Below are 13,821 nucleotides of genomic sequence, written 5' to 3' on the forward strand. Positions count from 1 at the left end.
CCGTATCGCGAAAACTCCGTCCGGCCAATGCAGCGGCAGGAATGCCGCCGCTCCGGGCGCGACGCGGTTTTCGGAGCGTTTCACAAAAAACCCTTCCGGCCTCGAGTGCCGGAAGGGTTTTTTGTTATGGCAGAGCAGATTCCCGAAGGTCGCTCGGGTGTCTTGCCGCCGCGCTCAGGCGTTGGCGGGAGCAGCGATCAGGGAGTCGATGTTGTCGCTCTCGACGTTGACGTCGGCAAACAGCCAGGAAGACAGGTAGCGCTCGGCGGCGGAAGGCACGATCACGACGATCTTCTTGCCCTTGTTTTCCGGGCGCTTGGCGAGCTGGAGCGCAGCCCAGATGGCGGCGCCGGACGAAATGCCGACCGGAATGCCGTCGAGCGTGCTCACCTGTTTGGAGATCGGTCCGGAGTCGTCTTCCTTCACCTGGATGATCTCGTCGATGATCTTCGTGTTGAGGACGGACGGGATGAAGCCGGCGCCGATGCCTTGCAGCTTGTGCGGGCCGGGGTTGCCGCCGGAAAGGACGGGCGAACCGGCCGGCTCGACGGCGACGAGTTTCACGCCGGGCTTGCGCTCCTTGAGCACTTCGCCCACGCCGGTGATGGTGCCGCCGGTGCCGATGCCGGAAACGACGATGTCCACCTCGCCGTCGGTGTCGCGCCAGATTTCCTCGGCGGTCGTCTTGCGATGGATGGCCGGGTTGTCGGGATTGGCGAATTGCTGGAGCACGACGCTGTTCGGGATTTGTTTGTTGAGCTCCTCGGCCTTGGCGATGGCACCCTTCATGCCCTTGGCGCCCTCGGTGAGAACGAGCTTGGCGCCGAGCACTTTCAGGAGCTTGCGGCGTTCGAGCGACATCGTCTCGGGCATCGTGAGGATGAGTTTCAGGCCCTTGGCGGCGGCGACGAAAGCCAGCGCGATGCCGGTGTTGCCGGAGGTGGGCTCGATGAGGACGGTGTCCTGGTTGATGCGACCGGATTTGAGGGCTTCGTCGATCATGGCGAAGCCGATGCGGTCTTTCACCGAGGACAGCGGGTTGAAAAACTCCAGCTTGAGGAGGATTTCGGCCCCGGCTCCGTGAGCGGCGGCGGTGCGGTTGAGGCGGACGAGCGGCGTGTTGCCGATGGTCTCGGTGATGTTGTTATAGATACGGGCCATGTTCGGAATTTAGTTAGGTATGTTGGTGAACTTGCCAAGAATTGATGCAGGTGGAGGGCTTCTGGCAAATGGAAAATCATGAAAAAAAGAGGGGCGACATCCGGCTCGCCCCTCCGGCCGGCCTGGCTTCCGGGTTCTTTATTCCTCGTTTTGCAGGGCGGCCACGACGCTGAAGTCTTCCAGGGTGGTGGTGTCACCCTTCACGGCGCCGCCAACGGCGATCTCTTTCAGGATGCGGCGCATGATTTTTCCGGAACGTGTTTTCGGCAGGCCGGCGGCGAAGCGCACCTGGTCGGGTTTGGCGAGCGCGCCGATTTCTTTCCCGACGTGATTGCGGAGCGTCTCCTTGAGCGCGTCGCTCGCCTCGTTGCCGGTCTTGAGGGTGACGAACACGACGAGCGACTGGCCCTTGAGCTCGTCGGGGCGGCCCACGGCGGCGGCCTCGGCCACGGCCGGGTGCGAGACGAGCGCGCTCTCGACCTCGGCGGTGCCGATGCGGTGGCCGGAGATGTTGAGCACGTCGTCGATGCGGCCGACGATCCAGAAATAGCCGTCCTTGTCCTGGCGCGCGCCATCGCCGGTGAAGTACCAGCCCTGCGCGGCGTAGTCGCCGAAATAGGTCTTGCGGAAGCGTTCGTCGTCGCCCCAGAGCGTGCGGAGCATCGAAGGCCACGGTTTGGTGATGACGAGCTTGCCGCCGGCGTCGCGCGGCACCTCGTGGCCTTTTTCGTCCACGACGCGCGGGACGACGCCGAAGAACGGCAGCGTGGCCGAGCCGGGTTTCGAGGGCGTGACGCCGGGCAGCGGCGTGATCATGATCGAGCCGGTTTCCGTCTGCCACCACGTATCCACAATCGGACAACGCCCCTTGCCGATCATCTTGTGGTACCACATCCACGCCTCGGGGTTGATCGGCTCGCCGACGGAGCCGAGCAGGCGCAGCGAGTCGAGCCGGTTGCGGAGCACGTAGTTGTCGCCCCAGCGCATGAAGGCGCGGATGGCGGTCGGCGCCGTATAGAGAATGGTGATACCGTGGCGGTCGATCATCCGCCAGAAACGGTCGGGCTCGGGCTGGTTGGGCGCGCCCTCGTAGAGGAAGATCGTGGAGCCGTTGGAGAGGAGCCCGTAGACGACGTAGCTGTGCCCGGTGATCCAGCCGATGTCGGCGGTGCAGAAGTAGCGGTCGTTGTCCTTGAGATCGAATACGTAGTGGCTGCTCAACTTCGCGCCGAGCAGATAGCCGGCGCTCGTGTGGAGCACGCCCTTCGGCTTTCCGGTGGAGCCGGAGGTGTAGAGGATGAAGAGCGGGTGCTCGGAATCGAACGCCTTCGGCTTGTGGTAATTGGGCGCGCCTTCCCAGGCCTCGCGCCACCACACGTCGCGCCCGTTGTGCATGGTCACGGGGTTGCCGCAGCGTTTGAGGACGAGCACGGTCTGCACGCTCGGCGTATCCTCGACGGCCTTGTCCACGTTGGCCTTGAGCTCGACGATCTTGCCGCGCCGCCAGCCGCCGTCGGCGGTGATGACGATCTTCGCCTTGCAGTCGTTGATGCGGTCTTTCAGCGCTTCGGGGCTGAAACCGCCGAAAACGACGGTATGCACGGCGCCGACGCGGGCGCAGGCGAGCATGGCAATGACGGCCTCCGGCACCATCGGCATGTAGATCGCCACGCGGTCGCCGGCAGCCAGACCCATGTTTTCAAAAATGTGCGCCAGCCGGCAGACATGGAAATGGAGCTGTTTGTAGGTGATCGTGCGCACGTCGCCCGGTTCGCCCTCGAAGATCAGCGCGGCCTTGTTTTCGCGCGCCGTGCCGAGGTGCTTGTCGATGCAGTTTTCGCAGACATTGAGGCGGCCGCCGGTGAACCATTTTGCGTGCGGGGGCTTCCACGAAAGCACGGTCCTGAAGGGCTTGCGCCAGACCAGGTGTTCGCTGGCCTGCCGTTTCCAAAAGTTTTCCGGGGAGTTGACAGACTCCGCGTAAAGTTTCTTATAGGCGGCCATCGAGCCAAGATTTGCTTGGCGTTGAAAGTCGGCCAGCGGCTTGAAAACCCGTTTTTCACGGGAAACTGAGGTAATCGTTTGGTCGGTCACGTAAGTGGTAGTCGTGAGGTTTAAGGTGTACTCGCCCGCAAGCGGGTGAGCGTTTTCCGGAGCGCAGGCCTTATCCCGAGCGATGTTTTCATCGTCAAGATCCGTAAGCATTCCGAATGATCGTTATCAGAAACACTTTTCACGTCCACGCAACCTATGTCCCAGCAAACTGAAGAAACCCCGACCAATCCGCCGGCCGTCGCCACCGATGCCGCCGCGGGTTCCCCGGCGCCCGTCGCCCCTGCCAGTGCCCCCGCACAGGCTGCCCCTTCCACCCCGGCTCCCGATGCCCCCAAACCCGAAAAAGAGGAAAAACCCGACAACACTTTCCCGGTCAGCGGCGTTCTCGACATCGACACCCAGAAGGGCGGCAACGGCCAGCTCCTCGATCTGTCCCGCTACGGCAAACGCCGGCCGACCGACGCCTTTGTCCCCAAGGAGCTCATCCGCCGCTTCAAGCTCAAGCAGGGCTCCTTCATCACCGGCACCGCGTTTCCGGCCGAGGGACGTTTCCCGAACCCCAAGATGAAATTCATCGAATCCGTCGACGGGCTCACCATCGAGGAGCGCCGCGCGAAGATCGAATTTACCCAGCTCACGACCGTTTCTCCCGACGAACAGCTCAAGCTGGAGACGAAGGACGGCCGCCTCACCACCCGGGCCGTCGACCTGTTCTGCCCCGTCGGCAAGGGCACCCGCGGTCTGATCGTCGCTCCGCCCCGCACCGGCAAGACCACGCTCCTGCGCGACATGGCGCTGGGCGTGCTGGAAAACCACCCCGAGTGTCACGTCATGATCCTCCTCGTGGACGAGCGCCCCGAGGAAGTCACCGATTTCAAGCGCAGCGTGCCCGCCGAAGTCTGGGCCTCGTCCAACGACGAAAACGTCGAAAGCCACCTCCGCATCGCCGATCTCTGCATCGAGCGCGCCCGCCGCCTCGTCGAGGCCGGCAAGGATGTCGTCCTTTTCCTGGATTCGCTCACCCGTCTCGCCCGGGCGCACAACACCCAGCGCAACTCCGGCCGCACCGGCACCGGCGGTCTTGACGTGCGCGCCCTCGAAAAGCCCCGCCAGCTTTTCGCCTCCGCCCGCCGCACCGAGGAAGCCGGCTCGCTCACCATCGTCGCCTCCATTCTCGTCGAGACCGGCAGCCGCATGGACGACGTGATTTTCCAGGAGTTCAAGGGAACCGGCAACATGGAGCTCGTGCTCGACCGCAAGTGCGCCGAGATGCGCCTCTGGCCCGCGATGAACGTCGCCGCCTCCGGCACCCGCAAGGAAGAGCTCCTCATCGACCCGCAGAAACTCGACGGCATCCATTTCTTCCGCCGCGCCCTCGTCTCGCAGCGCATCGAGGAGGCCACCGAGACGATGATCGCCCGCCTCTCGAAAACAAAAAACAACGACGAATTCCTGAAACTCATCGCCCGCTGACGCCCTGCGTCGGCGGGGGGTCGGGAGTTCAGGGTTCGGAGTTCAGAATTCGGAGTTTGGCGACCAGGCAACCACGCCGCCACTCCCTCCCGGTTTCGCCTCCGGCCATCCTGAACCCCGAACCCTGAATTCTGAACCCTGAACTCCGCCGGGCGGGCGAATTCCCCATTTTCCCCGCAAAATGGGGAATTCGCCCTTGCGCCTCCCGCGTGAAACCTGAAAAAATCCACCTTTACTATTCGTCCCGGCACATTTCATCGCAGGGCCGCACCGACCAGCACGCTCCTTCAAACCTCCTCTATGCATAGCTTTTCCGAGCAATGTCTCGACATGGCCCGCTCCATGCTCGGCCACAATCTTGATGCCATCCAGCCCGATGGCAGCATCCTTCCCGCCCAAGGTGAATTGCCCCGCCCCGATGAACCCGGCCATGTTGCCTACGCCCTCGGCGATTTTTATCGCGCCACCGGCGAGACCACGCTCAAGGGTTACGACCTGATCGACCTTACCGCCCGTTGCGTCACCGCGCAGATGTTCACCGAGCCTGCCGCGGAAAACGGCCTCGCCTACGCCTCGCTCGGCCTCCTCTGCTTCGGCCCCTCCAAGGAGCGCAACCCCGTCTGGGAGCGCCTCGTCGAGGAGACCCAGCAGCGGATCGACAAGCAGCTCCTGCACCGCAGCGACTACGACAACCACTGGCAGGCCTTCAACATCGCCAAGGCCGTGGCCCGCTACTCGTTCGGCCTTTCCAAGAAGGACGAAACCTCGCGCCTCATCGAGCGCATGGTCGACCGCATCAACCAGACCAGCTCCAGCGGTTTTTTCGACGACTCCACCGAAGGCTTCGGCGGCAACTTCAATCTCTACGGCGTCCTCGCCTTCGTCTTCATCCGCTCCGCGCTCCAGCTCCACGCCAACAGCGGTGTGCGCGACCGCAAGCTCCCCACGCTGCGCACCTACGCGGAAAAATACCTCAAGATGATCCCCGACCTCGTCCGCTCCGACGGACTCGGCTGGGCTTTCGGCCGCGCTGCCGGCGCCTATGGCCAGACGCATCTCATCAGCCTCATCCTCCAGGGCCTGCGCGACGGCTGGATTCCCGATACCGACAAGCCGAAGTATTTCGACATCCTGCGCCGCCTCTTCGTCTTTTTCTACCAGACCTACCTCGACCAGGAGCACGGCTTCCTCGACTTGCGCGACGGTGAGCGCACCGCCTACGACAATCACACCACGCGCATGGCCAACTTCGACGCCGCGCGTTACCTTTGTCAGTGGGCCCGCCTCGCCAAGACCGTGCACCTGCCCGCCATCCCGACGGGCAAGACCGAGGCGCCGCGCACCGTCGGCCGCTTCATCATCTTCGACAAGTCCAGCCGCAAGGAGCAGGGGCTCTTCCTCTATCGCGATGCCGGCAGCGGCCTGCACACGCAGATTCCGCTCATCAGTTCCGGCACCCATCTCACGGCCGACTCGCTGCCTTTCCCGCATTGTCCGGGCATTTTCGACTGGCCCAACAACATCTACGCCCCGGTGCTCCTGCCCGAGCTCACCTTCGGCGACAATGTGACGATCCCCGCCTTCTACGGCAAAAACTGCGTCACCGGCCTCGGCCTCCGCAACAGCTTCTATTTCCGCTACGAACAGCCCGAGCTCATCAACATAAAGGAAGAGATCGTCAAGGGCCTCGGCAGCGTGAAAGTCCAGTGGAACTTCAGCGGACCCAACATCAGTTGCGAATTCATCTACACGGTGAAACAGCAGGTCCAGCTCGACAAGTTCCGCTACCAGCTCTTCATCGCCGCGCCGCATTCGAAGTACCGCATGGCCGGCTCGCTCGCCCTCGGTCCCGAAGGCCACCGCTGCACCGTACAAAAAGACGACTTCCAGGGCCACTGGCTGGAAACCGAGGTCGTCAATCTCGATCCGCACTACCGGACCAACTACGGCAAGATCCACTACATCCAGACCCTGCTGCGCGACCACCCGCTCATCATGCGCCCCGGCAACGTTTACCGTTTTGCCGTAAACTTCGAGCCGGACGTGGCGCAGATCGACGGCTGATACCGTCGATCTGCTGAAGTTTAGGGTTTGGGGTTCGGAGTTTAGAGTTTATGCAAATGTGGCCGACACCGTTCCTTGGCGTCTGCCACAACTTTGAACGCTAAACTCCGAACTCTAAACTTTTATCGGTTATGGCCACCATCCAACGTTTCGAGGATTTCGACTGCTGGAAAACAGGGCGCATGTTGAAGCGGGCAATCTACCGTTTCACGCGGCAACGTCCCTTTGCTGCCGACTTCGCGCTTGTTGACCAGATTCGACGGGCGGCCCAGTCTGTTACCTCAAACATTGCCGAGGGTTTCGAGCGCGAGGGAAACAAGGAATTTATCCAGTTTCTGTCGTATTCCAAAGGCTCCGTCGGCGAGGTGAAGGACCAACTCTATACCGCACTCGACGAGTGCTACATCACGCAGGAAGACTTTGACCGTACCTACGCTCTTGCGGACGAAACCACCCGAATGATTGGTGGCCTCATGGCCTACTTGCGGCGAACCGAACTCACCGGTTCGAAATTCAAACGTTCCCCTGCCTCCATGTCTCCCTCTGGCCCGGCCACTCCCGTCCGCTCCAAACCCCGAACTCCAAACCCCGAACTCCAAACTCCAAACCCTGAACGCCAAACCCTGAACTGAACCATGCTCGCTCGCAGAATCATCCCTTGTCTCGACGTAAAGGACGGCCGTGTCGTCAAAGGCATCAAGTTCCAGGAACTCCGCGATGCCGGTGATCCCGTCGAATCGGCCAAGGCCTACGACGCCCAGGGCGCCGACGAGCTCGTCTTTCTCGATATCACGGCCTCCAGCGACGAGCGCAACATCATGCACGACGTCGTCGCCCGTACGGCCGAGCAATGCTTCATGCCGCTGACGGTGGGCGGCGGCCTGCGCACGGTCGAGGATATCGAACGCATGCTCAAGAGCGGCGCCGACAAGGTCTCGCTCAACACGGCGGCGATCAAAAACCCGCAGCTCATCGCCGACGCCTCCAGCCGTTTCGGCGCGCAGTGCATTGTCGTTGCCATTGACGCCCGCCGCGAACCCGACGGCAAGACCTGGCGTGTATTCACGCACGGAGGACGCAACCCGACCGAGCTCAACGCCGTCGCCTGGGCCCGCGAGGCCGTGGCGCTCGGCGCGGGCGAGATTCTGCTCACGAGCATGGATGCCGACGGCACGAAGGCTGGCTACGATGTGGCGCTTACGCGAGCGGTCAGCGATGCCGTGACGGTGCCGGTCATCGCCAGCGGCGGGGCAGGGGAGCTGGCGCATTTCAGCGAGGTGCTGGATGCCGGCCACGCCAGCGCCGTGCTGGCGGCCAGCCTGTTCCACTTCGGCACGCTCACGGTGCCGCAGGTAAAGGACTATCTCGCGAGCCAGGCCATTCCGGTGCGCCGCTGAGAGGCTCACCTCCTTGGATGCCGGGTCGTCGATGGTGCGGCGCGTAGGGTGGAAGATTTACAATCGCGCCACAGATGCGAGCGTACCGATCGTAATGCTCACCAAAGACCGTCCGCTGACGGGTGCCAGGTCGCTTGGTCTGGCGCTTGGTGTGGCTTGTGATGTCAGCGCAGCGACCCGGAATTTCATTTATCGCGATCTTCTCGCCCGGGCCTCCTGAAATGCCCGGAACAACACGGTGGCGTAGCCTTCCATCCCCTTGTCATTCGGATGCCACTTCACGCCCTTGTGTTCACCCCAGCCGCGACACGTCGGGTCGAGCGCGTAGTCGCGTACGCTGGCGAAAGGGACGTTCTTGTCTGTGCAAACTTCCTGAAAAACACGCTCGATGGTCGCACTCCAGCCGGAGCCTTCGTAGCTGTTCCATCCTTTGGCAGGGTTGCCAGGGACCCAGACGCCCGTGCAGATCACCAGCGGCTGCGGATCACGAAGATCGCTGAAAGACTCGATGAGTTGCGCGTACGTTTTGCGGAGCTCGGCCTCACCCACAGATTCACGATCGTGTTCGCCAAGCTGAATCACGACAAGATGGGGCCGAAAGGCTTTCATGCCTTCGGCCTGATACAGTTTGCCGGCCACCGTGGCGCTGCGCAGATTCTGACCGGCGTCAGGCGGGAGAGGACGCCGCCGCGCTTGCGAGTCATAATAGATTTCCACCACACGGTCAGGCATTGTTTTGCGGATACGTTCGGCAAGCAGATGGACATAGTCCTTTTCCGCCTGCGAAGCCGCCATGCCGGCCACGTGATTCCAGCCGAGTTCCGGTTTGATACCATGCCGTGTGATGCTGTCGCCGATAAAAAGGATGCGCCAGGCATTGGGTGCACTTTTGGCGACAGGTGAGTCGAGCACCTCGCGCTGGCTCCGGACGACCTCGTCCGGATCGTGTGTGGCTGACATATCAGCGCGAGTATAGCCAGCGCACAGGGAGACGGCGCAGCAGACAAGCAGACAGGCACGGCGAAAAAGGAGTGAAATCACCATTTTGGGGAAACGGGGAGCAGAAGAGGAATCAGGATTCGCCCGGCGCTTTGTTCGGTTGTTGGTTTCCTGGGGCGAGTTTCCACAGTTTGTGCTCATTGGCATGACCATTCTGCTGCTGCGTGCTGGAAAAGGCTGTATCCGACTCCTTGAAGGCTGCCACATGGGCGTCCAGAAATACCGCGTTGCAGGTGTCGCCCCGGTGACGGAATTTGGGCACGAAATCGTTGCCGCCATAACCAACGCCATTTTTCCCTCCCGGTCTCACATAAGGGCGCCACTCCTGCGAAGGGTTGCCGCTCCCCTTTCCCGAATCGACAATGAGCACGGTACGCGACGGAGCCCCGGCCATCGACATGCTGTAACGCTGTGTCACCGTGCCTCCGCTGATCTTGCACAGGTAGGTGACGTTGTGTCCGTATCCAAAGACGCTCTCTTTGATGTCCGGACATTTGTATGCCGGCATCTCGTCGTAACTGGAAATCGGATCGTTTCCCAATGTCCGTCCCCCCATGTAGGACAATAGCAATCCGGGCCAGTTTTTCCTGTGCAAAGGAGCCAACGACTGCTCCGCATCGTAGGCGTAAGGAAGGATGACATCCTTGTTCTCGGTCGAATACATCATGGCCGCGACACCGATTTGGCGGAGGTTGGACTTGCACTGAGCAGCGCGAGCCGAGGAACGGACAAGCGCGACGGTCGGAAGTATGATCGCGGCCAGAATGCCAATGATGGCAATGACCGTCAAAAGCTCGATCAATGTGAAGCCTCTCGTGACTAAAAATCGAATACGTATCGGGGTTGAATGCGTGGATTCCATGTGATGGTGGGGGGAAGGATACTGCGCAGGGATCAGGGTTTCAGCAGCGACAGGGAGGCGTCCGTAAACGCTCCGCTGCCACTGGCGAAAAACACGCGGTCGGTCGCGGGTGAACCGGGCGCGACCGGGTTGCCAAACAAATCTGCGATTTCAAGCGCGCCGGAAGCGCGAAGTGAAATCGTGGAGGGCAAAGGGCTGGTATTGCCCTTGCCAGGACCAGGACGAGGAATGAGCACCGCCGTCCATTCTTTATCGTTGGAAAACACATACGCGCGGGTATCGGGCGTGAGCTCCACGATACGCCGGAAGGTTTTCCCCTCCACGCGCCAGGCGAGCGCGGCGTGGGCGACGGCGGTCGGGTGCAGGTAGCCGTCCTCGCCGAGCAGCACGCGGTATTTGTTGCCGTTGTCGAGGCGGCCGTGCTTGTGCATCGCATACAAAAACACTTTGGAATCGCCGGCGGCCAGGAGGGTCGTTACGTAGCGCAAGAGGCGGTCGGAGGCGGCTTCCCCGCGTTCCTCGGCGGCGGGCGCGAGGGGGAGCGTCTGGTAATAAAACCCGTAACCGGTGTGGCCTTGAACGACGGAGCCTTCGGTCATCCAAACGGGAATCGCGGGGCGGCCCGTGGCGGCGTCACTGATCGGGCCGACGGCGGTCTTGAAGCCACGTTCGATGCTGTCGTCGGGATAACCGGCGTTTTCGTAGGCGTATTGGTGGTAGCTGGCCACGGAGACGTCTTTCATCCCTCCGGCGGCGGTGTAGCGGCGCGTCCAGTCGTCGCCGGCGAAGTTGCGTCCCTTGGTGCTGTGGCTGCCGGCAGTGGTGTTGAGGCCGACGAGAGTGAGCGCGGGATCGGTGTCGTGGACGGCGGCAACGGTGAGTCGCGTGAGTCTTGCGAAATCTTCGGGCGCGGTGTCACCCGCGTCGTTGGCGGAGCGTCCTGCGGGATCGGTGCGCACGCCTTTTTTCCAGAAGCCGGAGAGCCAGGGTTCGTTCCAGATTTCCCAGGCACGAATGCTGTCGCGATGGTGGGCGGTGATGACGCGGACGTAGTTTTGCCAGGCGTCGAGATCTTCGGGCTGATAGTAGCGGTCGGTCCAGGAGCGGGGGCCGATGCGTTGGAGGGCGCTGGCCCAGCCGGGCGCGGTGCCCAGTTGGCCGAGAATCATGATGTGGTGGTCAAGGTAACGCTGGATGGGGCGATCGTAAAAGGTCCACCGGCCGCGTTCCTTCTCGGCAAAATACCAGCCGGTGAAGGTGACGGTGCCTCCGTCGTGGAGGCGGGCCCAGTTGACGCCGGCTGCCTTGGCCATTTCGAGGTGGCGGCGCGAGGGATAGACGTGCGTGCCAAAGGGAGAATCGGGCGCGGCGCGACCCCAGGCCCGTGGACGGGGGAGTTGGTGGAGGACGATTTCGTCGGGTGCGCCAACGCGCGCGCCGGTGGCGGAGTCTTCCACCCAGGCTTCGATGCGGTGTGCGCCGAAGGGTTTTGAGGGAAACGCAGGGAGAGTCCATGTGCCTTGGTGGAGAGAAATGCCGGCGGGAAGCGGCGTGTCGGGGAGGCGGATTTGTTGTTGGTAGAGGTTGACGGCCTTGGCGCGGAGCACGGCACCGGCGGGCAGGGCGGCGGGGCCGGTGAGGACGCTCCAGCGGATCTGGCGGGCGGGGGCGTCGGGCGGATCGTCGGCAAACACGACGCGAGCGGGCGAGGGACTGGCGAGCGCGATTTCAACGGGGGCGGGCGCGGCGTAGTCGCGGGCGCTGGCGGTGTCGGTGGGCGTCACGCGCAGGCCATCGATCCAGGCTTCGCCGAGGAGCGAGATTTGCAGGAAATACTCGTCGGTGAGAGCGCGCGGTTTGAAATCAAGCGCGAGGCGCTTCCAGCCGTCGGCGTCGGCAATCGTGAATTTTTGTTCGGCGAGCCTGTCGAAGCCGGAGACGATTTTGATTGTGCCGGTGGCGCGCCCTTTGATGGACAGCGAGGCGGCATGGCGGAGCCAGAAGCGGACGAGGACAAAATGTTCACCGAAGAGGGCGGCTTCGGCGGTGAGGTCGGGAGCGGTGACGATTTTGAGCGAAGGCGCGCCGGAGGGGCCGGGAGTGGCGGGATCGGCTTCGACCGTCATGTCCTCGCCGTCGGCGACGCCGGGGCCATAGGTCCAGCCGGTAGGCAGACCGAGCGGGAAACGGGTGTGGTGAAGGGCGTTGGGCTGTGAGCGGAGGGCGGAAAAAGCGGGATCGGTCTCGAGGAGTTTTTGGAGGTGGCCGATGCGGATCGTTTCGACGGTGAGCGCACTCACATCGAGCGTGCCGGGGCGTTCGAGCACGAGGGCGAGACGGGCTCCGGCGAGGGATGCAGGAGATTGCCAGTTGCAGTCGAGCGTTTGCCAGCCGCTCTCACCTTTGACGGCCTGCTGCCAGACGGGATTTTTGAGGTCGAGGGCAAGCGGCGCGGATGCGGTGGCGCCGTCGGCGGATACGATGAGGAGGCGGGCCGGGGTGCGCGTGGGGCTGCGCAGGGTGAGCGAAATCTTGACGATCGAGCCGGAGGGGATTTCGCCCAAATCGACGCCCGTGGCCGCGGCTGCGTTGGCCGAACCGGCGTGTTCAGCCACCATGTGCAGCATGGGCAGTCCGTCATCGACGAAGCGGCTGTAGCGGACCTCGGCCTTGGCATCGGTCGTGAGGTCGAGCCAGCCGGCCGGAAGCCGGCCGACACCGCGGCGCGTGGGCGAAGTGGAGGTGTTGGCGTTGCCGGCGGGAGCAACGGCAAGAGAGGTCCACACTGCGGCGGGTTGAGAAAAATCAGCGGCGAAGAGAGGCGTGGTGGATTGCCCGACAAGCGCGCCGATCCCGCCGTGAGGCTCGGGCGTGTAAGGTTCCACAGTCGCCGCCAGGGTCGAAGCGGCGAGGAGGCCGATGGAAAAAGAACTGGCGACGGCGAACGACCAGCCGGGGTACCGGCGAAAAAGCGGACGACAGAGTCCGAAGTTCCCGGACGGAGTGAATACGGAGAACGACATGTGGAGCAGGGGGAAAAGACGGAGAAAGATGGAAACGATGTGGGCGCTTTGGGCGCTCAACGTTGGATTTCGATCTTGAAGGAGTTCACGAGATCCGTGCCAGGCTTCTGGCCGTATCCGGAGATGCCGGCGAATTTCGCGTCAGGTGTAAAATCGTGATTGGCCAGCTCGTACTCGGAAACCACGACCGTTTCATTGGCGGAGGCGCTGAGGGTTTGCTGCGCGGCATTGTAGGACAAACGCAGCGTAGTCGGTTTTTCAGGATCATAGCCGGGCACGCGCACGCGTTTGAGGAGAATGAGTTTGGCTCCACTGAGGTGGCACTCGATTTCGCCTTTCGTATTGAGCAGGAGCAACAGGCCGCCCTGGGACCAGGTGCTGTTGACTTTGTCGGTGGGAGGATTGCCCAAGCCGAGGCCAACCCAGCACTGGCTGCCGGTGGCGGACACAGCCTTGAGTGCAGCTTCGACGACGATGGTCGCCGGAGTCGTGTCGGAAGGAAGAGCCACTTTGCCAATGAACGAGCCGGCGTTCTTGACCGAAACAAAACCGCGCCCGTCTTCCGAATGGAGTTCCAGGTTGGGTGAGGCGATCCACGCGCCCGCAGAGTCGGCGGGTTGATCGGGACCGGTGCCATTGAGCGGCTTTGCCGTGGTGGTGGCAAAAGTGGTGCCGAAAAACGGCGTGCTTGCAGCCAGAAGAGCGACCGGCGCGGCGGAGGTAAAAACAAGGACAGAGGTAAGGAGGATGGAGGGTTTCATTGGAATGACTGGGGCGGGGGAGGGGA

At 62.6% G+C, this 13,821-nt stretch carries 11 protein-coding genes; 5 read left to right on the top strand and 6 right to left on the bottom strand.

Features of this window, described 5'->3' with window-relative positions; translation table 11 throughout:
• Positions 1-174 precede the first annotated feature (174 nt).
• On the bottom strand, positions 175-1,161 hold the full coding sequence (locus tag OPIT5_24320) for a cysteine synthase (GenBank protein AHF92849.1): 987 nt from the start codon (positions 1,159-1,161) through the stop codon (positions 175-177).
• Between the two features lie 138 nt (positions 1,162-1,299).
• A complete protein-coding gene (locus tag OPIT5_24325; protein AHF92850.1) occupies positions 1,300-3,255 on the bottom strand; it encodes a 3-hydroxypropionyl-CoA synthetase in 1,956 nt (651 codons plus the stop codon).
• Between the two features lie 156 nt (positions 3,256-3,411).
• On the opposite strand from OPIT5_24325, the gene OPIT5_24330 reads away from it, so the two are divergent.
• The 5 genes from OPIT5_24330 (at position 3,412) to OPIT5_24350 (ending at position 8,150) form a co-directional block, all read left to right on the top strand.
• Entirely contained in the window at positions 3,412-4,689 is a 1,278-nt protein-coding gene (locus tag OPIT5_24330) for a transcription termination factor Rho (GenBank protein ID AHF92851.1), read from the top strand.
• A 209-nt stretch (positions 4,690-4,898) separates the two neighbouring features.
• Positions 4,899-4,997, top strand: coding sequence for a hypothetical protein (locus tag OPIT5_24335; protein AHF94734.1), 99 nt, complete (start codon positions 4,899-4,901; stop codon positions 4,995-4,997).
• On the top strand, positions 4,990-6,753 hold the full coding sequence (locus OPIT5_24340) for a hypothetical protein (protein ID AHF92852.1): 1,764 nt from the start codon (positions 4,990-4,992) through the stop codon (positions 6,751-6,753). The genes OPIT5_24335 and OPIT5_24340 overlap by 8 nt, the downstream gene beginning before the upstream one ends.
• 131 nt (positions 6,754-6,884) lie before the next feature.
• Positions 6,885-7,385: a 30S ribosomal protein S23 gene (locus OPIT5_24345; GenBank protein AHF92853.1), complete on the top strand. Its 501-nt coding sequence runs from the start codon at positions 6,885-6,887 to the stop codon at positions 7,383-7,385.
• Positions 7,386-7,388: 3 nt separating this feature from the next.
• Positions 7,389-8,150: an imidazole glycerol phosphate synthase gene (locus tag OPIT5_24350; GenBank protein ID AHF92854.1), complete on the top strand. Its 762-nt coding sequence runs from the start codon at positions 7,389-7,391 to the stop codon at positions 8,148-8,150.
• 189 nt (positions 8,151-8,339) lie between these two features.
• On the opposite strand, the gene OPIT5_24355 is transcribed toward OPIT5_24350, so the two are convergent.
• From OPIT5_24355 to OPIT5_24370, 4 genes are all read right to left on the bottom strand, one after another.
• Entirely contained in the window at positions 8,340-9,110 is a 771-nt protein-coding gene (locus tag OPIT5_24355; protein AHF92855.1) for a hypothetical protein, read from the bottom strand.
• A gap of 112 nt (positions 9,111-9,222) precedes the next feature.
• A complete protein-coding gene (locus OPIT5_24360) occupies positions 9,223-10,011 on the bottom strand; it encodes a hypothetical protein (protein AHF92856.1) in 789 nt (262 codons plus the stop codon).
• A gap of 32 nt (positions 10,012-10,043) precedes the next feature.
• Entirely contained in the window at positions 10,044-13,094 is a 3,051-nt protein-coding gene (locus tag OPIT5_24365; GenBank protein AHF92857.1) for a hypothetical protein, read from the bottom strand.
• Positions 13,091-13,795 (bottom strand): hypothetical protein, encoded by a 705-nt coding sequence (locus tag OPIT5_24370; GenBank protein ID AHF94735.1) that lies wholly within the window; start codon positions 13,793-13,795, stop codon positions 13,091-13,093. The genes OPIT5_24365 and OPIT5_24370 overlap by 4 nt, the downstream gene beginning before the upstream one ends.
• Positions 13,796-13,821: the final 26 nt, after the last annotated feature.

The organism is Opitutaceae bacterium TAV5, from assembly GCA_000242935.3.
Classification (GTDB): Bacteria; Verrucomicrobiota; Verrucomicrobiia; order Opitutales; family Opitutaceae; genus Geminisphaera.

Coding starts and splice junctions, on each gene's coding strand:
- OPIT5_24320 (AHF92849.1), bottom strand. CDS start 1,161: ATGGCCCGTATCTATAACAACATCACCGAGACCATCGGCAACACGCCG.
- OPIT5_24330 (AHF92851.1), top strand. CDS start 3,412: ATGTCCCAGCAAACTGAAGAAACCCCGACCAATCCGCCGGCCGTCGCC.
- OPIT5_24340 (AHF92852.1), top strand. CDS start 4,990: ATGCATAGCTTTTCCGAGCAATGTCTCGACATGGCCCGCTCCATGCTC.
- OPIT5_24345 (AHF92853.1), top strand. CDS start 6,885: ATGGCCACCATCCAACGTTTCGAGGATTTCGACTGCTGGAAAACAGGG.
- OPIT5_24350 (AHF92854.1), top strand. CDS start 7,389: ATGCTCGCTCGCAGAATCATCCCTTGTCTCGACGTAAAGGACGGCCGT.
- OPIT5_24355 (AHF92855.1), bottom strand. CDS start 9,110: ATGTCAGCCACACACGATCCGGACGAGGTCGTCCGGAGCCAGCGCGAG.
- OPIT5_24360 (AHF92856.1), bottom strand. CDS start 10,011: ATGGAATCCACGCATTCAACCCCGATACGTATTCGATTTTTAGTCACG.
- OPIT5_24370 (AHF94735.1), bottom strand. CDS start 13,795: ATGAAACCCTCCATCCTCCTTACCTCTGTCCTTGTTTTTACCTCCGCC.